Genomic DNA, 21,702 nt, shown 5'->3' on the forward strand with positions numbered 1-21,702 from the left:
TTTAGCCCGGACCAAGTGCACTACAACGGTCCAGCCGTTGTATTTCTGACGCAAACCTACGGCGGTTAGCCGTGCAAGCCAAAAGCTACGACTTTTCCGAATTCTGAAGTGATCCAGAAGGAGCGCTTATGGATATCGATATCCAACATGAACAACCCCCCTTGGCGCCCTTGATGCTAGATATCAGCGGCGACCCTGAGTTGCCGGTCCCGGTGGCCATCGCCGGCGATCGATGCGCCTGTTGTGGACTCTGGACTGAAAAACTATGGCAGGGAGCAAGGGCCGGATTCACCGAGTCCCATACCGTTTGCACCCTCTGTTACCTGGCCGGGCACTTGGACAGCCCAACGGCGGCCCATGGGCTTCTGGCCTTTTTGCCTGGGATGGCGATGAGCGACGTGCATCACCTGCAGCGCCGCGCCCTGATAGCCATCCGGGCCGGAAACAAAATCCAGCGCCGTGAGGGCCAAAGAATATGGCTGTGGCTTGCCCGCCATGGACGTGAAGTTGAGCAGGCATGGGGCACGGCGCGAGCGGGAGAGTACGCCATGGCCCTGCAACGTCTGCCCCCTCATAAGCGTTTAACCCTACAAACCCGACTGACGGGCTGTGCCCTGATTTTGCCACCAGACAGGTTTGATGACCTGACGTTGTTACTGCCCAGTGGGAAAACCGCTGCTGCCGTACTCACCTCCCGAAGCTGGGACACCTATACCCGGAGTGATTTGTATGTCGAGCCTGATACGTTGGGTTGAAAACCTGATTACTGAAACCTCGCGGTTTGCTGTGTCCCGGGATCTGCCGGACTACTGCGACCTGCAAACGATCGTGCGTCTGACCGAGGATGACCGGACCCGTCACCCGGGCCTCAAAGCCCCATACATCTTGGTCAACGATGAAGGTGATTACTGCACGGTGTATGCAGTGGCCGGAAGCTTTTGCGATACCGACGAAGCTGCAGCAGTTAACGAGCCCTATTCCTGGAGTGGTCGGCTTGAGCGTATGACTCAGGCGCTGACGGCTCACTATCGCCGGCATGGGCACAAGGTCAGTCTGGTATTTGAAGACGATCCGGAGCAGGGCCGGAAGGAAGTCCAGCGGTTGTTGGCCCCCCAATACGTTTCCGTGAAGCGTACCGGCATCGACATGACGCCTATTTTGGATGAACACGTCGAGAAGCTGGCCCCGTGGGTATCGCGGGAGCGTTGCTACATGGTGTGTTACACCGGGCGCAAAGCTCTCTCCGCGCATGAGCTGGTCGATGAAAACAAACGCCTCAAAGAGCTGATCGGCCAAAGCCCAAATGCGAAATTTGGGCAAAACCCAGTGTTGGCCGAAATGGCCGGCTTGAAGATCCGACACGATGGCTTTCTGAGCGCTGTGGAAAGCGCATTTGGTGATAACGGCCAGGGTGTGTTGCTGGAATTGCTCGATGCACACGCCGTGAGCCAGGCTTTGCGCTCGCAGGTGGACCGCGAGGGCACCAGTGACGCCTGGCAATCATTGTTACCTGATGATCCCATTACCCCGCATGGCGTGCGCAATGGTGATGACCACACACCTTTCCTGGCACCGCATCTGAACTTTCAGTTGATGAATCAGGACATGGAAACCCATGGAAACAAGCTGTGCATCAATGGAACCTGGCATGGAACCTTGTCAGTAACCCTAGGACCGCAGGCGCCGCAGACCTTTGCCCGCCTCAAAGCATTGGTGCCGCGTGGTGTGCCGTGGCGTGTACGCATGGACATGATGCCGGGAGGCATGAAGTCGTTGGGGGCCAAGAAATCTACCCTCGACTTTATGGCGTTTGTGCCGGCGCTGCGGCCGGTGTGGAACTCCATAGAAACTCTGACGCGGATCGAGCAGGAAGAGCCGGTGTGCGTGATGACCATCATGGCGTCTACCTGGGGTGACAGTAAGGCCACGGTGACACGTAATCTGACGCTGCTTACCCAAGCCTTTCAGTCCTGGGGTGTCTGTGAGGTGACGCAAACCTTCGGTAACCCCGTACGGGCGTGGGCGTCGACCTTAGTTGCTTCCAACAAAGGCAGTGGCCCACACCTGTTGTATCCGCCGCTGTCCGAGGCGCTGAACTTGTTGCCGATCACCCGCCCAGCCTCGGCTTGGGAAGATGACGGTAATGCTTTGTTCCCCACACTGGACGGCAAGCTGTACCCAGTAGGGCTGGCCACCAACAAGCAGAACAAACACACCAATGTGATTACAGGTTCTTCAGGGTTGGGTAAGTCGGTGTTGCTCAACAAATTGGGTAACGTGATGGTGTCCAGCGCTCAGCGGCAGTTGCCATTCATTGGTGGTGTGGACAAGGGCTTTTCGATGCAGGGTCAGGTGGACTTACTGCGTGACAGCCTGCCGCCAGAGCGCAAGGATGAAGTCGTCGGGATCGTGCTGCAAAACAGCACCAAACACTGCCGCAACCTGTTTGATATCCAGTTGGGTGCTCGCTTCCCAATTCCCCATGAGCGTAACTGGATCATTAGCATGCTCACGGCCATGTGCATTGATCCATCGACGGGCAACCCGCCGAACGAGCGTGATACCCGACAGATCTTGGAGCGCATCATTAGCATGGCCTACACCGCCAATGCTGAAACCAGTCCCAGGGCCTGGACGCGAGGGGTTGTACCTGTGGTCGACGCGGCCCTGGACAAAAGTGGCCTGATCGAGCGTTACCCAGCCCAGTGGTGGGAAAGCACCACCTGGTATGAGGTCCGCGACTTGTTGTTTGAAGCAGGGTTTGTACAGGAAGCGCAGCGCGCCCAGTTTCAGGCGGTGCCGGAACTGGCAGATATGACCAGCTTCTTGAACCATGAAGACGTACAGGGGGCATTTGGTCGGGTGCAACGCGATGATAGCCAGGAAGTCCTTTTGGAGTACCTGCACCGTTGCATGACCGACGCCACCAACGAATTCAAGATGCTGGCCGGGCGCACGCAGTTTGTAATCAGTCCGCGAACGCGAGTGATTGCTATCGACCTGAACAACGTGATGGGCGATGACAGCAAGTCCGGGCACTTGAAAACCGGGATCATGTTCTTGTTCGCGGGCCAGGTGGCTGGCGGTGATTTTGTGTTGCCTCAATACAAAGAGGCCTTGTTGGAGGCGGTGCCCAAGCTTTATCACCCCTTGCATAAGGACCGACTGGAGCAGCTTGACCAGGAAGTCAAAACGAAGGTCTACGACGAGCTACACAACGCCGCCAAGGTGCCCTTCATCTTCCCGATGCTGGAAACCCAGGACCGCGAGCAACGCAAGTTCGGGGTTCGTACCGTGTTGTCTTCGCAATACGTGCGTGACTTTCCCGACGCCATTCTGCGTTCGGCCAACTCGTTGTTCATGATGGAGGTGGACCCCGATGACGAACACCTACTGATCGACCGCTTCAAAGTGCCGAAGGTGACGATTCGCACGTTTCAACGCACCGGTTCAGGTCCTGCCTCGGATGGGAGTGGTGTACCGTTTTTGGGTGTATTTCGTATCAAGGGTGGCGGCACCCTGGCGCGGATTCTGAAAAATGCTTTGGGGCCTCTGGAACTCTGGGCTTTGAACTCATCACCCACCGATAGCGCCTTGCGCCGTCTGCTGTACGAGGAAGTGGGAGGCGCCACGGCCCGCGCCATGTTGGCCGAAGCCTTCCCCCAAGGTACCGCGGAAAAGCTCATAGCGCTGCGTCAGAAACAGGCTGGTGAGGCGGACGAAAACAATGTGATCCGCACCCTTGCCAATGAACTGATTACCCGGCGCGGTTACAACCTTTGAGGGAGTAAATCATGATGAAAAGACGTTATGCGTTAACCGCGTTGGCCATGAGTGTGCTGGGGGGGCCGCAGGCTTATGCCTATGTGCAGCCGACGGCGGAAGTGTCCAGCGTGCCGATCACCACGCAAGTTATGCCTGCTATGGTGGGCCTTCAAGCCACGTTGGCGGAAATTCTAACCACGGATATGCAGATCGGCACGGCCATTGTGCAGGCCAGTGACAAGCAGGTCGCCGTCATCACTGAATCAGCCCGCGCTCAACGCGAAGCGGACATTTTCGGACGTCAGACTGAGCGCCTGGAACGTGCCCGAGAGCAGTACACAGTTGCGGACAGTATTTGCAGCGAGTCCGCTTCTGGTATGGCTGCAACGGTAGGTAAGGTGAGTCGCTCCAATTCCTCAACCCTTGCTACGGGGTCGGGTGTTAGTAGTGCGGTGGTGCGCAAAACCATCGCTTCATTGCCCGTCGCACCACGCCAGGGCGGCTATCGCAGTGCAGCCATGCACGCTGCATATTGCACCGAGAGCGAGGCCGCGCAGTATGGCGGCACGGACTTGTGCCCGGGTGTGTCCAGCCTACCAGGGGGCGACATTGAAATGCGTTCGTTGCTCGACGGCGCGGGAGCGGTGGGTAAGGCCCCTGACCTGACCTTCAACCAGGACCAGATAGATGCGGGAATGGCCTACATGAAAAACTCTGCGCGTCATGACGGTGGTCGGGTACCGGGTAAGGGCGAAATCCAGTCAGCCACAGGGCGTGAATATCAGGGGTTGATGACCCAGTACAAGGCGATTCAAAGCGCCGCCACTCAACCGCAACTGGACATGATCGCCGCCAGTCAGGCCAATCCGGCCACGAAGGATGCGCTGCAAGAGGCCTTGCAAAGCCCATCCGCGGCGGAATTTTTCTCCTCAACTGGGAGTCAGGAAGCACAACGGACTGGCGTGATGAGTGAGCGCGAGTTTGAGGCCTTTGAGGTGGGTAGACGTTATGCCAACACCGCTTATGAGACTGATTTGCAGGCCATGAGCGGTGAAAACCTTACGCGGGAGTTGGTACGAGTGCAGAGCTTGGGTAATTGGCTGCAATTGGGCATTAAAAATGATCAGCGTCAGGCCAATATCATTGCTGGCCAGCAATTAGCCCTTGCGGCCGACGCTAAGTACGTACCGCAGCTTCAAGAGTTGGGTTCAAAAATGAGTTCGGGAGTGACTGCACATGAAAACTGAACCTCGGGACACCGATGAAGAACGGCAGGAATCCGACAAAAAGCCCAACACGCCGTTACAACGCGTCGGGCACGCGGGGCTATCGATCCTCAACCCGTTCTCAGATCTGGGAGTGATTTATCGCCAGGGTGTGCAGCCGACAATGGGCAGGCTGCATCAGGCCTGGGCGCTGCTTAACCACCAATCAACGCCTTCTGAATCGCTGGATTGGGCGCAGGCGGTGGCACGTACCGGCAAGAGCATCGAGCAGCTAAACACCGCCTTCACTCGTATTCGGCTCGCCTGGTGGTGCTTGATGGTGATTGGCGGGGGATTGGCATTGGTGTTGTCGTGTCTGGCACTGCTCGCGCACGACCTGCCCTCCGGCACGCTACTACGTGCGGTGATAACGATTCTGGTGCTGACGGGGGCGGGCGGACTGGGTTTTGTGAAAACCCTGATTACTACTTACCGCTTGTGGCAACTGCAGGAAAGGCGCGTCAGTGAGAGCGAAGGGGGCACTTTCAAGGACTTCCTGGCCGAAAACCACTGGGGTTGGCAAGTACTGACGTTGAGAGCTGCGAGGTGAGTCCCCGCGATAGATAAGGGGGGGAACGCTGCTTTCCTGCTCCGGGTCTGCGTGCTTTTTGGCTTACGGCTTTTCTTCTGTTTCACCTCTACGGTCCCATTCGTGGTCCGGCATATCACACGGAAAACTCTATGAAACTTACCAATAAATTTTGGTGGGTCGGACTGTTGCTGGTCTTTTCCCTGCCGGCCCTGGCCGACACTGTGGATTATCAGACTATCGCGGCTGCGGCCCAAAAGACCAACGACCTGTCACGGCAGGCACTGGTGATGATTTTTGGCGACGTGGTGCTTAATCCGTTTGCCCCTTCAACCCCCACGTTGATCGGATCGTTATTCGCCCTCATCAACGGGTTTTTGAGCGTGTTGGCCTTGTTCTGGTTTCTGGCAATCACGATGAGAACCATTGTGAAGTCAGGGCACCAGGGGCAAGTCTTTAACGGAGGGCGCTCAGCGGTGTATCCGATTATGACGTTCGCCGGGTTCATCACCTTGCTACCCACTGCCTCGGGCTGGTCGCTGGCTCAACTGGTCATGCTTTGGGCCACCTCTGTGATGGGGGTCGGTGGGGCGAATCTGTTGACCGATAAAGCCGTCGATATGATGAGTAGCGGATATTCGATGGTGACGCAGCCCACGGCACCAGTCACTCGATCAGCTGCCCGGGGTATCTTTGAGATGAACCTGTGCAAGTACGCGATTAACCGTGAGTTGCAGTCGTTGTATGCGGATGGAGAAGCCAATACACCGCTGATGACCACCAAGGGCGGTAATGGTCAATACGACACCGGCAATGGCAGTGCCGTGTGTGGCTCTGCCAAAACGCCTGACACAGGCCGAACCGGTACCTGGAATCTGCTGTTTGACAGTGATGTGGATACGAATGGCGTTATCACGGCGCAGCGTCAAGCGTTGGACACGATGCAAAGCTCTATGGATCAGGCGGCGCGGTCATTTGTGGACACCTACCTGAGCAAGCGTGACCAGGACGTGGGGAGTTTTCAGGATGCCGAGACGCAGATCCAGAACGCGGCCGCTGATTATGAAAATACGGTCAACCAGGCGCTGACTAAAATCGACTTCAAGGATACGCTGCAAAGCCAGCTATCAAGTCAGATCAAAAGCAGTGGTTGGGTCGCCCTGGGTAGTTGGTATCACACCTTCGCCACGGCCAACAGCAAGACCAATGACGTGGCCAGCTCGACGCCGGTTGTCACTGGAATGAGTCATGTGGGTGAGCATGGTACCAGCGACCTTTACAACCAGGTGTTTGCGGCCTATCGGGCGCAGGTGCAAAACAGCACGTACACCGCGCCATTGGGGACGCAGACCGCCAAGGATGATGGAGCGGCAGTTACAGCGGAAGATCCCAACTCGGTGTTTGTGAGCTTTTTCAAAAATCCTATGCAAATGATTACAAGCGGAATAGCAACGTTGAAAGTTGGCACGGACGCTAATTTTTCTAACCAAGTAAACCCGCTGATCAAAATGCAGGCGATTGGCGATTACACTCTGGTCGCAACAGAAACATCGATGGCGGTTTATGCGCTTGCTGTGGGTGCTGCTTCAGCGGCCAGTAACTCGGTACTGGGGACACTCGGGCAAGTCTTTGGAATCAACGGCGGTGAAGTAGCAAAAGATGTGCTGGGCGCTCTGGCCCCGATCTTCTTTTTCGTTATGTTTGCATTGATGGCCATCGGCTTTTCCTTAGCAGTGTTTTTGCCAGCAGTGCCTTTTTTGTTCTGGATGACGGGGGTATTTAACTGGATTGTCAGTGTTTTGGTGGGTTGTGCCGCAGGGCCGATGTGGGCTGCAACGCACTTGGGAGCTGAGGAAGACAAAGGTAGTCGTAGTGCCTACGGCTATATCTTCTTGATCGACATGATGTTGCGACCTGCACTGATGGTTCTGGGTTTCTTCTTTGCGGCCGTGGCCGTTATGGCTGGGGGCACAATTCTTAATCTGCTGTTCGCTTCTGCACTGGCTAATGCCAATGCGGACTCCATTGTTGGGCTGTTCAAGATGATAGGCTGGCTGATGATTTACGCCCGCATCGCGACCTTTGGCGTCACCCGGATCTTTGGTCTGCAAGCGTCTCTTGCAGACTATGTGATTTCGTTCCTGGGCGGTCGTGAAGGGGCCAACGTGATGGGCGGTATGGTCGATAACATGAAAGGCATGTTCGGTGCTGCAGGCGGTGGGGCGCAGCGCATGCCAGGTATGCGAAGCCAACCTAGGCGTAATCCTGGCGGTGGAGGTGGAGGGGACGGTATTCAATGAGCAGCCATTACAAGTTTCTCTGCTGTCCGATAAACGGTGGTCTGGGTAACAATGTTATCCGCTACGCTGTATTCATGGTTTAGGAGCTACGACAGCAGGAATCTTGTTTGATGAAGCCAGATGCTTCCAATCACAATCCAGATCCGCGTTATCTACGCGAGCTGATCGATAAGGCCGGAGTTAGTCAACGCAAGGCGGCCCAGCTGCTTGGTATGTCATGGACGGGTTTTCGAAATTACCTGCGTGATGAGTCAGAGCCGCTGTATAGGGTGGCCGATTATCGGGTTCAGTTTGCGCTTGAGTGTTTAGCCGATTCGACAGAATGAAATTCTTCTCAATCATGAGGGTAAGGTCATGGTGCAACGTTTGAAAACCGCCAAAGAGGGATGGATTGGGATCGTAAAAAGTCTCTATATGTTTTTTGCATTCCCGTTTTTACTGTTCATAGGTGTAGTAATGTTTTTCATGGTGACATCAGGCAAGTCCATGGGACGAGTCGCAGATGACGCATTGGGTACTGTTATTATCTGGGCCGTAATAATTGTATCAATTGGAACATTTGCATATGGAGTATGGAGCCGGAATCGCTTGCTCAAAAAAATCACGGCGTCTCTTCGTGATTCTGCGTACTACGCCCCTGAAATTGGCTACGAAATTTATCGCCAAGGTGAAGGCAAGTACCTGGGGATCGACAAGAAAAATGGTACGATTTTGTACGTTCATAGAATCCGTAAAGGACAGGTGGACGTAGTGGGCTTGACCATGGATGACTGGACCAACCGCGAAGTTGAAGGGAACATGTTTCGTCTAAATACCAAGTTCCCCGACCTGCCGCGTATTGAAATCGCTACCCCTTGGGCACAGCGCTGGTTCGATACCTTGGGGGCTATGGAATACCAAAACACAAACATGGCTAAGCCGTTTGCGCAGCACGTGCGTGACCGGATCGAAAAATTGGAAAGCGATTTCAAGATTCAAATCCCACGCCTGGCGTGAAGCAATAGATCCCCTTTCTCGTTTTACCCTGACGCGCTTTACCCTCCCACACTGCCCATACGGGCGGTGTGATTGTTTGTGGGCCATTAATGGCCATTCCAATTAGTTGGTTTTAATCTTCGTAGGAAATCCCAATGCAAAATCGACCTCAACAAAGCGCGTGGGAGGGCGAACAAGCGTATGTGTTTCTAGCGTTTTGTGCCGCTGTACTGCTGTGCTGGCTATTTTTCGATTCGTTCGTGTACTGGACTACCTGGACGCTTTATTGGTTATGGAAAATAGTGGACTTTGGGCCATTTCATACCTGGGCCGGGGGCAAGATCAACCTTCTGGCTGAGGTGGCCAATAACGCCAAGGACGTTACGTTGAACGAATGGATCGACGTGATGAACCAAACCAGCGGGATCTTCATGCTGTTCCTCGTACCGCTGGTGGTGATGAGTGCGATGGGATTGGCGCAACACCCGGCGCTGCCGTTTCGCAGTAAACGGATAGTGAACATCCACACTCTGCCTGGACTGGTGAGTGCGTTTGCCCCCGCAGTGATACCAGTCTTGGCCGCATCAGGGCCTGATGGTTTGATGAATGACACCTCGGCCGCAAATGCCTGGGCGCTCAAGCCCGAAGAGTTTGCCGATCGGTACAACCTGGTGCAGCGCAAAGTGCTGGATCTGGAGGCAACGCGTTCGGCGTTTGAAGCTCAGATCGGCGGTGTTCATAACGGTCTTTCGGACTGGACACCTTATGAGCGGGCCTTGTTGGCCGTGTTTGGTCAGCAGGTGTTTCTCGATGATCGCAAAGCTGCAACTCGATTGCTTGATGACCTGAACCGCTCTTGTATGGTCAGTGGTTTGTTGCGCCGCAAACGCTACTCGGTGACGCCGCTCTACCGATTGGCTGATAAGGGCTTTGAGCGCCTAAAACAGGCTCCAGGCGTCAGTGAGTGGTTGGAAAGCCATATCTCGGTGCGAACTGCATTAGTCGGATTGTACGGGCGCGATCTTCGCTTACCGCCTGCGCGGTTCCGCTGGCTCAAAGGCGTCGACCGCACGTTGTGGTATGCCCTGCATAGCGCGGACACCGCGAAGGTGTTTGTTGAGGGCGCCGGTGTGCAGGCTCAAGCCCGGGCAGAGGTTCATGCCCAAAAGAAGGGTTTGCCACGTCCCGGATTGATGGTCACGCAAGCCATCGAAGGCTTGCAGATTGAGCTGGAAAGCATCGGCCTGGTTTACCCGCGCGAAGTCATCACGGCCAAACGTCGAGAGGTTTCTGATGTTCCCGTTATGACGGCGATTTATGCCGTGCAGGAAACGGTGGCCAACGAGCCAGGCTAATAGCTGCTGAATTATCTGTGTACCTCCCCGCACTGTTCTGACGCTCCATCCCTACCTATTTCGACTAGAGGAAACCCCATGGCCTCGGCATCCCTGCACGCGCCGTTTTCGGTGCTTATCAAAGCTAATCACCTTGTTATCACTCAGACAGTAGATAGCGTCAGCCGCACGCTGTGTACCTTGGACCTACGCCAAAAGCCCTCCTTTTATTTGAACAATGGCAATGTGGTTTGCCGTGCTGCTCAGGGGTTTGAATTCTCACTCGAAACCCTTAATAACGATGAGGCGCAGGACCTGCTCAACCAGCTGGTCACCGTGCAGTTACACCATTCCACCCTAAAGGACATACGCCAAGTGACCGGCGTGGTGCTAGCTGTAGCCGCACTCACCTTCGGCTATTTTTGGGTTAAGGCAGAGGACATACAGTCCATCTCAACGCCGGTTGGCCTGGCAGTCACCAGTCCGGTACCCAGCGCACCTAAACCCATGACTCCCGTCCCGGTCCTCAGCGCTCCAAGCGCAGCAGCGGTACGGCCGGTAGAGCCAGCGCCAAGCCCGACTGCCTCAAGTGAGGTGCCAGATGATGGCTGGGCCCTGCCACAGGCAATCAGGGCCACGCTTCCGAACAAGCTGCACAACGCCGCAGAGCGCAAGTTGTTTACCGTGGACTACTCCAGCGACCATGCACGGACGTTGTACGTTTTCGCTGACCCCAGTTGCCCCAACTGTAAGCGTCTTGAACCAGCATTGAATGCCATTTCTGACGCCTTCAACGTGGTGGTGTTTCCGGTATCTGTGATCGGTAAGGAAAAGTCGATTGCGGCCATTACGCCGGTGCTGTGTCTGCCTCCTGAACAGCGCAAAGCGGCCTGGGACGCGTTGTTTGATTCGGCACCTAATGGGCTGAACCTTGGCAAACAATTGGAAAAGCAGGCGTCGGAAGGAGCGGATTCAAAAGCGGCGCAACCCGGTGAGTGCGATGTGGCTTCAAAGGCTCTGGGAATAAATCAGGTGGCCTATCAGGCCTATCTCATTCCTGGCACGCCTTGGGTGATTAGCGACGATGGCCGTTACGTGTCGCAAGCGCTTTTGCGCGACCCGCTGAAACTGCAAGCCTTCCTGGACGAACAACCGGCGCAGAAGGACCAGGAGGTATCGGATGCGAGCCAATGACTACGCCGTTGAGCGTACGCGCCTAAACCGCCGGATTTACCACTCGGCATTGGGCGAGTGGATGATGGGGCCCGGTAGTCTTGCGTTGGGACTGATCGGGTCTGTAGTGGGTGGCATCGTGTATCCGGCCAGCTTGTGGTTGAGTTTGCCCATCCTCATTTTTTGGGCGCCTTCCATGTTGCTCGAACCCTGGCAGATGCCTATGCGCATGCCTTCGGACATGGACCGCTTCGATCCTTCGACGCAACGCCAGGTACCGGGCAAGTTACTGGGTTTTTTGCCGGTGACCGTTATGCGCACCACCATGAGCAAAGCTGCTGGCATCTTGTATATGGGGTATTTGCGGGCCCGGGATGCCGGGCGTGAGCTGTGGCTCTCCATGGATGACATGACGCGCCATATTTTGATGTTCGGCACGACCGGCGCTGGTAAAACTGAGGCACTTTTGGGGTATGTCGTTGGCCAGCTCAGCTACGCGAAAGGGCTAATTTATTCTGACGGCAAGGCCCAAAACGATGTATCCGCCGCCCTTACCTCCCTGGCACGGCGCTACGGCCGGGAGGATGACGTTCGGACAATGAATTTCATCACGGGTGGTAAGTCCCGGGCACAGGATCTGCTTGAAGGCAATAAAAGCCGAGGGCAGACCAACACCATCAATGCGTTTGGTATCGCCCAGGAAACCTACATCATCAACCTGATGGACTCAATGTTGCCCCCTGCCGGCAACGATGGTGGCTGGCAAGAAAAAGCCCGGGCGATGATCCAGGCCCTGGTATTTGGTTTGGTGTACAAGTGCCGGCGTGAAGGGACGGTCATGTCTCAGCGCACGATTCAGGCGCATTTACCGCTGCGCGCGATCGCCAAGCTCTACATCCAGGCAGTGGAACAACAATGGCATGAAGAGGCCCGGTTGCCGCTGGAAAACTACCTGGGCACTCTGGCCGGATTTGACTTGGCCAAGGTGGACACCCCTTCTGAATGGGCGCCGGAGGCCCTGAATCAGCACGGGTATTTGATCCAGCAATTCACTCGCATGCTGGCCTTGTTTAACGACACCTACGGCCACGTGTTTGCTCTTGATGCCGGCGATATCGACCTCAAGGATGTGGTGCATAACGACCGCATCCTGCAGGTTTTGATTCCAGCTCTGGAAATTTCCTCGACCGAGGCGGCGACCCTTGGCCGTTTGTACGTGTCGCAGGCGGCCATGATCCTGAGTCAGGATTTGGGTGAGAAGCTGGAGGGTAAGCCCGAAGATATTCTGGTGATTCGCAAGTACAAGGACCGCTTCCCGTTCTTGTGGATCTTGGATGAGGTAGGGGCCTACTACACCGACAAAATAGGCGAGTTAGCGACGCAAGTGCGGTCCATTGGTATTTGCTTGCTGTTGGCGAGCCAGGAAGCGCAGCGTCTCAAATCCGCTGCCGGCGATAAAGTCTGGACATTGATTGCCAACATGGGCACCCGGATCACCGGGAAAATCATGGACCCCAAGGACACGCTGGAGATCCTGCAGTTGATGGCGGGTGACGAGTATGTACCCCAAATGTCCGGCTTGGTGCGTCAACCGGGCATGTTGAGTTCCAACTGGGAAGACTCCGACACCTTGACCATGAGCAAAGACAAAAAGGTCAGTGTCGAGGAAGTCCAGCAGCTGCAGGAGGGGGAAAACATCACCCTCTACAAAGGGAATGTGATTCGCGGCAGTTCCATGTATGTCGATGATGTCGACAAGCTCTCCAAGGAAGCCATCCATATCAACCGCTTTATCGAGGTCGCCCCGCCAGGGCTGGAGACCTTGTTGGCCGGTGCGCCTGCCAGGGTCCGGCGCAGCTATCCGCGTGCGGATCGAGTGCAACGGATTTTGCACCATGTGGCGATGAAGCCTGGTCGCAGCGACCTGGAAAGCCTGGTGCTGACTGATCCGTTGCTGGTGGCGTTGAATGACCTGGACGAGGAATGGCAGGCCATTTGGCGCCGGCGTCCAGGGGCTGCGGTGCGCAGCTCGTTGCTATGGAACACCGCATTGAAGCATGTCCCCAAGCGTGGACGTGGTTATCAGGCGCAGTCGCGCACCGCACTGGCGTTAACTGTGGGCAGCAAGCGTCTGGAGGACTACCAAGCGCAGCACATCCGACCACCAAATATCCCGAATGCCCAAGCTGCTGCGCCTAGAGCTGCAGCGCCGAGGCCACAGAGAAACGACCTGCAACCCCCGATCTATGAAGACGAAATGAATTAATGGGCGTCATCGAGTGGGCTTTGAACAGTTGGCGACACTACATGTTGTGTCGCCGGCAGCTGATAAAGGCAAACCCAAATAACGAGGAGAAACACCATGGCACGCGGCGTAAATAAAGCGATTTTGGTTGGCACATGCGGGCAAGACCCGGAGTTGCGGTACACCCCCAGCGGGAAGGCGGTAATCAATATGAGCCTGGCCACCAGCGAACAATGGACCGACAAGCAGACCGGGCAGAAGATTGAAAAGACCGAATGGCACCGCGTGGTGTTGTTTGACAAGGTGGCGGAAATCGCCGGGCAGTACGTTCGCAAGGGCACGCAGGTTTACATCGAGGGCAAGTTGCAGACCCGGGAGTGGGAAAAGGACGGGATCAAACGCTACGCCACGGAGATACATGTGGACATGCGCGGGACGATGCAGCTTTTAGGTGGACGTCCGCAGGGCGATCGGCAAGCTTCGCAAGAGGGCCTGGGGGGGAACACGCCAAATCAGTCCCCCCGGCCGCAGCAGTCGGTACCGAAGACAGAAGCCCATCCCGCAGACCAAGCGGAGCCGGATTTTGATCCGGACGATTACGATGAGTCGATTCCGTTTTAGTGGCGATTGGGTTCTTCTAGAGGCTGCCGTAGACCATAACTTCTGAACACAAAAAAGCCGAAACCTGCACAAAACTGCGCTCAAAAATGCCTTTTGGTGTCTCTGAAACTGCATGAATTTGCTTTTTCATGCAGCGACGCTTAGTCTTGTCTCGTTATTACCACAACGATTCGAGGGGCGTGATGGCCGTGGATCTTTCAGCGATGCGCAAGTTGTTCAATAAAGGTGGCCTGAAAACCGCCATTGTTGCCCCTGCTGCTATGCAAAGCGGGTGGGAGCTTATTGTTGTTCACATGGACGGGAAGCTGGATTACATGACCATCGCCCGATCAGATCGACGAAAAATCTATAAGAGCCTTGAGTCGGTGCATGCAGATGCAGCACGTGTAGGGTTTGCGGAAGTGACGACTCATGTGGAGGCAATGCAAGTGGCATAACGGAATCGCAGAAACCAAAAAGCCCGGCTGGTAACCGGGCTTTTAGGAAAATTCAGAACAGGTCCTAACTTTAGAGAGTGGCGACCTGCTCAACAACAACAAACGGTGAGCCAATTATGGCGGGCACCTCGGGCTTTTGCAAGCCGAGAAAACCCAATAATTAGCTCGCCGCCAATAGGCGTCGAGCATGGAATTAGCTTCCACAAGTGTTGGCCACGTCCAGCACACAGCAGGGACATACTCGCCATCAGGGCGATTCTTTGAAGAAGGTACGGCACTAAGCCGCGTTGTCAGCGAGGCTCCGTATCTTGCGCGTTGTAGCGATAACAAGACTGCAACCCTTGTCCGGCCACGTGATTACGCAATCCGTTACCCGTACATGCAGATCAACCGCCGCGGTATGGTGTCGTGGTTGATCTTCGACCTCGATCACTCCAATTCGCTCTCCTGGGACGATGAAGGGCTACCACCGCCTAATCTGATCGTGCGCAACAGGAACAATGGACACTCCCACCTTTTCTATGCCATACCCCCGGTCTGTACGACCGAGAGCGCCCGCGACAAGCCTATTCAGTACATGAAGGCCATCTATACGGCCTTCGCGCTTCGTATTAACGCCGATACGGACTACAACAGCGGACCGGTTGCCAAGACGCCTGGTCACCCTTGGTGGTCTACCTCAGAACTTCATAGCCACGTCTACGAACTGGGTGAGTTGGCCGATTATGTTGAGCTGCAGGTATCTCCCTGGAAGACAGGCCCCAAGCTTGAAGACCTTCCGCATTCAAGACATTGCATCCTGTTTGAGCAGCTGCGCTATTACGCGTACAGCATCGTCAACCGAGAGCGCGAACGCGGGACGTTGGCGTCTTTCACACAGCTACTAGAAGCCTTCGCGCACAACCACAACAAGTTTGCTCGAAACGGCTTTAGCCAGGATTTAATGCTGTCTTCGATAAGGGCCACAGTTAGATCCGTCGCCCGCTGGACTTGGACACGTTACGTTGGCAGCACCAGGTGTTGCCGTGGGGCCATGGGGCTCGACAAGTCCCTACCGCTGCAGGAACGTCAGAGTTTGGCGGCCAAGCGAACCCATGAGCTGCGTCACAAAGCTACCGAATCAAAGATCCGCGCTGCGTGCCGCGGGCTCCAGGAGCGCGGTGAAAAGCTGACCCAAGCCACGATAGCCTCCCTTGCAGGGGTTTCACGGCAGACGGTGGCCAACTATGGCCACGTCCTGGAAGAAGTCTCCCGGCCGCAGACTATCGCTGTCCTTGGAGTCGCGAGCCATCCCAAGATCAAATCAAACACGGTCGTCGGCGCCGGCGCTCGAGGCGCCGAATGCAATCAGCCGCAGGTCCCGAGCAACACATCCCTGAGTGTTAAGAATGGTGTACATCAGGTAACAGCCCGGCCACGGGCCGCCCTTGAACCTGTTGTTTCGGGGTGTGAACTTGAGGATTCCTCATAGTCTGTGTGATGGGGAGTGGTGTAAGTAGGTCCTCCTTTATGTGCGCGGGTATTGTTGGATGGTTGTTGTTGTCGTTGCTTTCGCTCATTGATTGATACTTTCCGGTATTTGGAGAGGGGTTATCAGTTGAATTGGCGCGTTTCCTTGTGAAAAGTGCGCCCGGTAGGTGCTGCGGTCTTTTCAGATTTCGATCTGAGGCGCGTACTTTTATTTGGATTGTGTGATTCGTCGTCCTAGGAGCTGATGGCGGACTGGGTGACTTGTCGTCCAGTCCGGGAGCGAGGCAGCAAGCCGATGGGTGCGATATCCAAGTTTTCGCGGCGTTTGCACTTGATCGTCCAGCCTCCATAGAATGGGTTTCGCTATGAGTATTGGGGAGCCCGGAGAATTGGGAAAAAATCGTACGCTAAGCCTTCGGCGCTAAGTGCACTTCCTGTTCCTTTGTTCCCCAAAGCCGGGATTAGGGAGCAACGGAACCAAAAACCAACGTAGCCGCCGCAAGCGTCCAGGTGGAGTACACCCTAACCGGGCGTCAGGCTGGCAGCCTGTACAACGTCAAGCTAGAGCTGGCTTCGGCATTTCCTGACACCTCGCGGCCAGCCTCTATGGCTTCAACCTGGCAGGTCGCATGCTTAGCGTACGATTTTGTCCGTTTTCTCTATCGACCCCAGTATTGATCAGGAAGAAATTGAAAGCTTTGAGTTGGTTTTCAGCGTGCAAATCGACGAGGGCCGGATGCTTGAGTTGTTGGTCGACGAGATTTTCTCGGGTGACTGCGTGTGGCAGATCACTAATGCAAGCGGGCAGGTATTGGAGCGCTCCGAGATTTACCAGGACCAGGCGCACTGCCTGCGTGATGGTCTGAACAAGGCATTGAAGTAGGAAAAGTCGCTCAGTTTCACCACAAGCCCCGGCTAAAAGCTGGGGCCGCGTCAGTAGAATAAATAGGCAGTATTGCCTATTCTCTTGCTTAGGCAATATTGCCTATTGCTGACTATGGGAGGGATGCGTGGACAATCGAACACGTTATCTACAACTGCTGGATACCTACGGGATTACCCAGGCTAAAAGCGCTGAACTAATTGCAGCGGTTACCGCGCGGCCTTGCGCTGTACGAACCGTTCGGTCATGGCTCAACGATCCTGAAAAGCCAAGCTCAACGCCTTGTCCCGATTATGCCGTTACGAATCTGGAAAAGGCCATTGAATACATGCAGCGCGCTTTGGCGCGACGTGCCGAAAGTTAAGGGAAAACGCACCAGGTACACCCAAGCCCCGCCGTCAAACGTGGGGCCAGGTGCATAGGAGAGGAAAGCTTTTCGATCCTCAAGACCGAGTTGGAGAACTCACATGCCAGCGATTACCGACCCTCACACAGGGCTGATCAGTTTCCAAAAGGCGCTGCTCAGCGGCACTATCAAGCCCAAGCGTTGCAAGACACATCGCGAGCTTTATTTTCTTCGTGATAAGCCGACTCCTGACACCATTCGGCTGACTTACGCGATGATCGTAGGTCGTCAGGTCAAGGCCATGGCGACTTACATTGAAGCTGAGCCAAACGAAGGAAAACGCTGTTTTGGTGTGGGCTATACCGTAGCGATTCCCTTCCGTGGTCAGGGGCTAGCCAAAGCCGTCCTCTCAAGCAGTTTGAAAGAGTTTAAAGGACTTTTGGAAGCCGAATTATCGGAGCCTGGCTTTTACCTTGAAGCCATTATCGGTGTAGATAACGAGCGGTCGCATAAGGTGGCCAAGGAGATTATCAGTCAGGAACCGGACCAGATTTCAGATAGCGAATCCGGATTGCCGGCAATGCACTACATCACGCTCGTGACTTGATAGCGAACTGCCTAGGAAAAGACCGACCATGACACAACTGATCGAGGCGCTACGTGCAACTGCCGCAAAGTGGCGAGCAGGCAACCAAGAACACCATGGTGGTGTCGTGCTGGTGTTTCAAGGCGAAGTGTACGGCTGGAAGAATGAGCTGCGTGATCCGTCGTGCGAACGCCCAGGTGCATACGCAGTGGACCAGGCCGGACTGGTCTTCAAGGCAGAAGGCGGTGACGACTACAACGGTGCGAAAGGGTGGGTCGCTATTGACCCTGATGCGTAATAGGAAAAATGATGAAATCAGCAGCTCGCAAATGGTCCTCTTTAGTCCTGGCAGTATTTGCTTTTGTCGGTCTTGTCTTGTTTCAAGCGCATTCGAAACAGGTCGAAAGCCAGCGAATTGCAGAGCGAGACAGCCGTTGTGCAAAGCACGTTGCTACGCCTCCCGCGCCGTTAAGGAGCGACCTGGGTTGCTTGGGATGGAAGGGCACCAGGTCCGATATCCCATTACCGGCACAAGGCTGAGCAAAAGACTGCATGAAGCATTGCAGCCTGCAGATTGGAACATACACTCAAAAGGATGCAGCTATGAGCAATGAAAAAGCCCACCTACTGAAAGTCGAGGCACAGCTACGCAAAGCGTATAGATCTGCATTCTTCTGCGGCGTGCTAGTTATTTTCGCGATGATGGTCATCGTTATGTTGGCTTTGGCCGCTGAACAACCAGTGGACCAAAAAGCCATTGCCGAAGGCTGGGCACCGCTCATCATGCTCATGGCAGCAATCTCGGGGATTTGTCATTTTTTCCATGGGGTGGTTAAGAACAAAATCCAGAGACTGGATCAATGAACACAACATCGATAATGACCAGAGTCGATTTGCTCGCAAGGTCTAGGAATTGACGAATAACGTTGGCCGTCGAGGCGGATAAGGAACGATTAATGAGCGCTCACCCCTACGATTTGAAAGACGCGATAACCGAACTTAAAACGGCCCTAAAGCCGCTGGGATTACTGGCTGAGTCGATGCGCGGGCTGGACAAGTCACATCGGCTGCAAGCCGACTTGAATCTGATTGAGCAATGTTATTCTGAGCAAGAACGCAAAAGAGTTTATACGTTGCTCGATGCAGCGTTCACTGCCGATCTGGATGCCTCGGACACGGTAATGCTTAGCGCGAAGCGCAGCAGCGATCAACGGACGTTCGAGCAGTACGCGCAAGCCCACGGGGAGGAGCAGGCCCAAAAAGCGTTCACTTCTCGCGAGGACGCCGCGGTGCTTTTTGAGGCGGCCCAAAAATCAATCAGTGAGCTGAAAACCGCACATCCAGTGCTCTACCGCGTGCATTCTCAAGTTCGAAACGGGTAGTGACTGGGCATAAGCGCGTTTAGAGAGGAAACGGCATGGCTAACGCTCGTATTGGCGCTTTGGCCACCAGAGCAGTGGGCTATATGCTGGTGATCACCACTGTTTTATTGATCGTCAGTATTGGCCAGGAGTTGGTGGACGGCGTAACAATATCCACCAATAAGTGGGGGCCCCGGACGACTTACACGCTGACCAGCGAGCCCTTCAAATACTGGGCGTCTGTGGTATCCCATGCGATAGTCGCGTTGATCCTTGGGGCTTCATCGCTGGGAGCTTTCTGGCTGGCCAGGCTTGAAGCCCAGGTGGATGAACCGCAGAAACAGCGTAAACGGGAAAAAACATGACCGCCCTCCTCCCTTTGATGGGAGGGTTGGCCTTACTAGGGGGGCTGTGTTCACGTCGACGAAACGCTAGGCAAGGAGAGCGACATGCGGTTATTCGACTATATGAAACTGAAACGACGGACACTTCTGGCACTGACGGCGGATGAGCTAAAAGCCCAGTGGCCTGATCAACACCTGGTGAACGAGGTGTGTTACAGCCTTACTGGTCGTCACATCATTACTGAATTGGCGGATGGCCGGTTTCGCCGTAAAACCCGTCTCCGCTTTTTTATGATCGTCACCTTTCTGCTGGCCAAAAACCTGTGTAATCCCGATTTATCCATCACCACCAAGTCCGTGTGTTTTAAATTGCTCCGACGGCGGCGGGCACGGATTCAGGCACTGATTGATTCCGCTGCGGATGATGAGATGTTTAACCAAGATGATATTGCTGAACTGGACTGGATCAGTGCTGTGGGCCTGCAGCAGTATGGGGCTGAACGTCGGGAGCAATCTACCTATCGGAGGGAGGGGATGTAAGCCGGAACCCCAGAAATTTCCGTCACCCTAGTTGGGTGGGCTCAACACTCGTGTCACCAGCTACCTTCTGGAGAATCGAGCTCGGCCATCCCTCCCTGGACGGGCATCGCTCGACGATGTTCAACGGCTCCCTCACGGGGCCGTCGTTTTGTGGGGGCTATTCCATCCACAAGTCGTCGAGGTTCTTGAAGTTCCAGAGCGTCGGGTCTTCGGGGCCAGTGATACTGTCCTTGCAACTCGTGGCCGCCAGGTCGATGGTCTGCATCGGGATCGGCTCTCTCGAGCGTAGCGAGAAGAACACGCGAACCTTGGGAGTCAGCAGTGATTCCATTCCCGGCTCAACGACAACGGCCAGACGCTGAGAGGACAGGCGAACCAAGGAGCCGACGGGGTAGATGCCCACGGCCTTGACGAAGGCGTGGAAGATGCGTTTGTCGAAATGGCCCTCCCACTTGGCCATCTGCCGCATCGCCGCGGACGGGTCCCACGGCTTTTTGTAGGCTCGCTCCGACGTCACGGCATCATAGACGTCGCAGATTGCGCCCATGCGGGCCAGGAGTGAAATGGCGTCACCGGCCAAGCGATCCGGGTAGCCGGTTCCGTCGATCTTCTCGTGATGGTGCAGGGCAATGTCCACCACCCCGGGCTCGGCCCCGCCTGCGCGCAGCATCTTTGCGCCCTCCACAGGGTGGCGCTTCATGATGGCGAACTCGGCATCGGTGAGCTTGCCTGGTTTGTTAAGCACTTCCAGCGGCATCGCGGCCTTGCCTAGGTCGTGCATCAGTCCGCCGATGCCAGCCAGGCGCGTTTGCTCCTCGTCTAGATCGAGATGCCGGGCCAGCGATAGCATCAGGGCGCAGACGGCAACCGAGTGCAGGTAGGTGTAATCGTCGTGCGTTTTGATGCGTGCGACGCTGATGAGGGCATGAGGTTGGCGCAGCACCGAGGCAGCGATTTCTCCGACCAGCGGCAACGTCGTGCTTGGGTCGACGGCCTTGCCAAGCCGGGCTTCCTGGAACATGTCCATGACTTGGGACTTGGCCGCAAGACAGAGTTTCCGTGCATAACACATTTCGCTCTCCATTGAGGTTGCGCCGTCACTTTTCTTGCTTAGTGGACTAGACGGCAGAGATTGCTCCTCCGACAATTCTCTGGGCTCTGGGCTCTGGGCTCTGGGCTCTGGGCTCTCTGGGCTCTCTGGGCTCTCTGGGCTCTCTGGGCTCTCTGGGCTCTCTGGGTCGACTTGGCTTTTGGCCAAGTCGACCCAGACCTCCCCGACGCCACATTCTCGAATGGCAGAGAGATCCTGAGGCTCGGTCAGCAGGAAGCTGCCGCGCCAGAATGGGTGTCGAACCCAAGAGCCGGCGAGCTTGTGGATGTACATGCCGAGACGAAGCTCGGATACGGGAATGCGTTTTACCAACTTATTTTCCTTTCTGAGTTGGGTGGTTAGGCGTGCGCCGAGGCTGGCACCCAGCGGTAGAGCGGAGGTAAGGTCACGCCAAGATTCTTGGATCAGCCGGAACCG

General features: G+C 55.4%; 22 protein-coding genes. 21 read left to right on the plus strand and 1 reads right to left on the minus strand.

Features of this window, described 5'->3' with window-relative positions:
• The first annotated feature begins 128 nt into the window (after window positions 1-128).
• From JFT44_RS23910 to JFT44_RS24010, 21 genes are all read left to right on the plus strand, one after another.
• Window positions 129-755, plus strand: a complete 627-nt coding sequence (locus tag JFT44_RS23910; protein WP_198831288.1) for a conjugal transfer protein TraT — start codon at window positions 129-131, stop codon at window positions 753-755.
• Window positions 730-3,783, plus strand: a complete 3,054-nt coding sequence (locus JFT44_RS23915) for an ATP-binding protein (protein WP_198831289.1) — start codon at window positions 730-732, stop codon at window positions 3,781-3,783. Before JFT44_RS23910 ends, JFT44_RS23915 begins: the two co-directional genes overlap by 26 nt.
• A gap of 11 nt (window positions 3,784-3,794) precedes the next feature.
• The gene (traW, locus tag JFT44_RS23920; protein ID WP_233098415.1) at window positions 3,795-5,012 is read left to right on the plus strand and encodes a conjugal transfer protein TraW; all 1,218 of its coding nucleotides are present in this window, start codon (window positions 3,795-3,797) and stop codon (window positions 5,010-5,012) included.
• On the plus strand, window positions 5,002-5,580 hold the full coding sequence (traX, locus tag JFT44_RS23925) for a conjugal transfer protein TraX (protein WP_198831290.1): 579 nt from the start codon (window positions 5,002-5,004) through the stop codon (window positions 5,578-5,580). The genes traW and traX overlap by 11 nt, the downstream gene beginning before the upstream one ends.
• A gap of 131 nt (window positions 5,581-5,711) precedes the next feature.
• Window positions 5,712-7,859, plus strand: a complete 2,148-nt coding sequence (locus JFT44_RS23930; RefSeq protein WP_198831291.1) for a DotA/TraY family protein — start codon at window positions 5,712-5,714, stop codon at window positions 7,857-7,859.
• A 110-nt stretch (window positions 7,860-7,969) separates the two neighbouring features.
• The gene (locus tag JFT44_RS23935; protein ID WP_198831292.1) at window positions 7,970-8,185 is read left to right on the plus strand and encodes a helix-turn-helix transcriptional regulator; all 216 of its coding nucleotides are present in this window, start codon (window positions 7,970-7,972) and stop codon (window positions 8,183-8,185) included.
• Window positions 8,186-8,213: 28 nt separating this feature from the next.
• Window positions 8,214-8,855, plus strand: coding sequence for a plasmid IncI1-type surface exclusion protein ExcA (excA, locus tag JFT44_RS23940; RefSeq protein WP_198831293.1), 642 nt, complete (start codon window positions 8,214-8,216; stop codon window positions 8,853-8,855).
• A gap of 134 nt (window positions 8,856-8,989) precedes the next feature.
• A complete protein-coding gene (locus JFT44_RS23945; protein ID WP_198831294.1) occupies window positions 8,990-10,189 on the plus strand; it encodes a conjugal transfer protein in 1,200 nt (399 codons plus the stop codon).
• A gap of 78 nt (window positions 10,190-10,267) precedes the next feature.
• A complete protein-coding gene (locus JFT44_RS23950; RefSeq protein WP_198831295.1) occupies window positions 10,268-11,362 on the plus strand; it encodes a DsbC family protein in 1,095 nt (364 codons plus the stop codon).
• The gene (trbC, locus tag JFT44_RS23955; RefSeq protein WP_198831296.1) at window positions 11,349-13,607 is read left to right on the plus strand and encodes an F-type conjugative transfer protein TrbC; all 2,259 of its coding nucleotides are present in this window, start codon (window positions 11,349-11,351) and stop codon (window positions 13,605-13,607) included. The genes JFT44_RS23950 and trbC overlap by 14 nt, the downstream gene beginning before the upstream one ends.
• A 96-nt stretch (window positions 13,608-13,703) precedes the next feature.
• Window positions 13,704-14,207, plus strand: a complete 504-nt coding sequence (ssb, locus tag JFT44_RS23960) for a single-stranded DNA-binding protein (RefSeq protein WP_198831297.1) — start codon at window positions 13,704-13,706, stop codon at window positions 14,205-14,207.
• Window positions 14,208-14,410: 203 nt separating this feature from the next.
• Complete coding sequence (locus JFT44_RS23965; RefSeq protein ID WP_233098416.1) at window positions 14,411-14,644, plus strand: plasmid replication protein RepB; 234 nt, start codon at window positions 14,411-14,413, stop codon at window positions 14,642-14,644.
• A 187-nt stretch (window positions 14,645-14,831) separates the two neighbouring features.
• Window positions 14,832-16,115: a replication initiation protein gene (locus tag JFT44_RS23970; RefSeq protein ID WP_198831298.1), complete on the plus strand. Its 1,284-nt coding sequence runs from the start codon at window positions 14,832-14,834 to the stop codon at window positions 16,113-16,115.
• Between the two features lie 645 nt (window positions 16,116-16,760).
• On the plus strand, window positions 16,761-16,997 hold the full coding sequence (locus JFT44_RS23975; RefSeq protein ID WP_198831299.1) for a hypothetical protein: 237 nt from the start codon (window positions 16,761-16,763) through the stop codon (window positions 16,995-16,997).
• A 127-nt stretch (window positions 16,998-17,124) separates the two neighbouring features.
• Window positions 17,125-17,361 (plus strand): hypothetical protein, encoded by a 237-nt coding sequence (locus tag JFT44_RS23980; RefSeq protein WP_198831300.1) that lies wholly within the window; start codon window positions 17,125-17,127, stop codon window positions 17,359-17,361.
• Between the two features lie 103 nt (window positions 17,362-17,464).
• Window positions 17,465-17,950 carry an N-acetyltransferase gene (locus JFT44_RS23985; protein ID WP_198831301.1) on the plus strand — a complete coding sequence of 162 codons (486 nt, stop codon included), beginning with the start codon at window positions 17,465-17,467 and terminating at the stop codon, window positions 17,948-17,950.
• 28 nt (window positions 17,951-17,978) lie between these two features.
• A complete protein-coding gene (locus JFT44_RS23990; RefSeq protein ID WP_198831302.1) occupies window positions 17,979-18,227 on the plus strand; it encodes an antirestriction protein ArdR in 249 nt (82 codons plus the stop codon).
• Between the two features lie 305 nt (window positions 18,228-18,532).
• Window positions 18,533-18,793: a hypothetical protein gene (locus JFT44_RS23995; protein ID WP_198831303.1), complete on the plus strand. Its 261-nt coding sequence runs from the start codon at window positions 18,533-18,535 to the stop codon at window positions 18,791-18,793.
• Window positions 18,794-18,885: 92 nt separating this feature from the next.
• Entirely contained in the window at window positions 18,886-19,311 is a 426-nt protein-coding gene (locus JFT44_RS24000) for a hypothetical protein (RefSeq protein ID WP_198831304.1), read from the plus strand.
• A gap of 35 nt (window positions 19,312-19,346) precedes the next feature.
• Window positions 19,347-19,655: a hypothetical protein gene (locus JFT44_RS24005; RefSeq protein WP_198831305.1), complete on the plus strand. Its 309-nt coding sequence runs from the start codon at window positions 19,347-19,349 to the stop codon at window positions 19,653-19,655.
• An 84-nt stretch (window positions 19,656-19,739) separates the two neighbouring features.
• On the plus strand, window positions 19,740-20,174 hold the full coding sequence (locus JFT44_RS24010) for a hypothetical protein (RefSeq protein ID WP_198831306.1): 435 nt from the start codon (window positions 19,740-19,742) through the stop codon (window positions 20,172-20,174).
• 157 nt (window positions 20,175-20,331) lie between these two features.
• Here JFT44_RS24010 and JFT44_RS24015 read toward each other — a convergent pair whose 3' ends face one another.
• A complete protein-coding gene (locus tag JFT44_RS24015) occupies window positions 20,332-21,597 on the minus strand; it encodes an HD-GYP domain-containing protein (protein WP_198823057.1) in 1,266 nt (421 codons plus the stop codon).
• Between the last annotated feature and the right edge of the window lie 105 nt (window positions 21,598-21,702).

Source organism: Pseudomonas sp. MF5691, from assembly GCF_016405645.1.
Lineage (GTDB): Bacteria > Pseudomonadota > Gammaproteobacteria > Pseudomonadales > Pseudomonadaceae > Aquipseudomonas > Aquipseudomonas shahriarae.

Bases quoted from the DNA above. Each gene is read 5' to 3' on its own strand.
- JFT44_RS23910 (WP_198831288.1), top strand. From the start codon at position 129: ATGGATATCGATATCCAACATGAACAACCCCCCTTGGCGCCCTTGATG.
- JFT44_RS23915 (WP_198831289.1), top strand. From the start codon at position 730: ATGTCGAGCCTGATACGTTGGGTTGAAAACCTGATTACTGAAACCTCG.
- traW (WP_233098415.1), top strand. From the start codon at position 3,795: ATGATGAAAAGACGTTATGCGTTAACCGCGTTGGCCATGAGTGTGCTG.
- traX (WP_198831290.1), top strand. From the start codon at position 5,002: ATGAAAACTGAACCTCGGGACACCGATGAAGAACGGCAGGAATCCGAC.
- JFT44_RS23930 (WP_198831291.1), top strand. From the start codon at position 5,712: ATGAAACTTACCAATAAATTTTGGTGGGTCGGACTGTTGCTGGTCTTT.
- JFT44_RS23935 (WP_198831292.1), top strand. From the start codon at position 7,970: ATGAAGCCAGATGCTTCCAATCACAATCCAGATCCGCGTTATCTACGC.
- excA (WP_198831293.1), top strand. From the start codon at position 8,214: ATGGTGCAACGTTTGAAAACCGCCAAAGAGGGATGGATTGGGATCGTA.
- JFT44_RS23945 (WP_198831294.1), top strand. From the start codon at position 8,990: ATGCAAAATCGACCTCAACAAAGCGCGTGGGAGGGCGAACAAGCGTAT.
- JFT44_RS23950 (WP_198831295.1), top strand. From the start codon at position 10,268: ATGGCCTCGGCATCCCTGCACGCGCCGTTTTCGGTGCTTATCAAAGCT.
- trbC (WP_198831296.1), top strand. From the start codon at position 11,349: ATGCGAGCCAATGACTACGCCGTTGAGCGTACGCGCCTAAACCGCCGG.
- ssb (WP_198831297.1), top strand. From the start codon at position 13,704: ATGGCACGCGGCGTAAATAAAGCGATTTTGGTTGGCACATGCGGGCAA.
- JFT44_RS23965 (WP_233098416.1), top strand. From the start codon at position 14,411: ATGCGCAAGTTGTTCAATAAAGGTGGCCTGAAAACCGCCATTGTTGCC.
- JFT44_RS23970 (WP_198831298.1), top strand. From the start codon at position 14,832: ATGGAATTAGCTTCCACAAGTGTTGGCCACGTCCAGCACACAGCAGGG.
- JFT44_RS23985 (WP_198831301.1), top strand. From the start codon at position 17,465: ATGCCAGCGATTACCGACCCTCACACAGGGCTGATCAGTTTCCAAAAG.
- JFT44_RS23990 (WP_198831302.1), top strand. From the start codon at position 17,979: ATGACACAACTGATCGAGGCGCTACGTGCAACTGCCGCAAAGTGGCGA.
- JFT44_RS23995 (WP_198831303.1), top strand. From the start codon at position 18,533: ATGAGCAATGAAAAAGCCCACCTACTGAAAGTCGAGGCACAGCTACGC.
- JFT44_RS24000 (WP_198831304.1), top strand. From the start codon at position 18,886: ATGAGCGCTCACCCCTACGATTTGAAAGACGCGATAACCGAACTTAAA.
- JFT44_RS24005 (WP_198831305.1), top strand. From the start codon at position 19,347: ATGGCTAACGCTCGTATTGGCGCTTTGGCCACCAGAGCAGTGGGCTAT.
- JFT44_RS24010 (WP_198831306.1), top strand. From the start codon at position 19,740: ATGCGGTTATTCGACTATATGAAACTGAAACGACGGACACTTCTGGCA.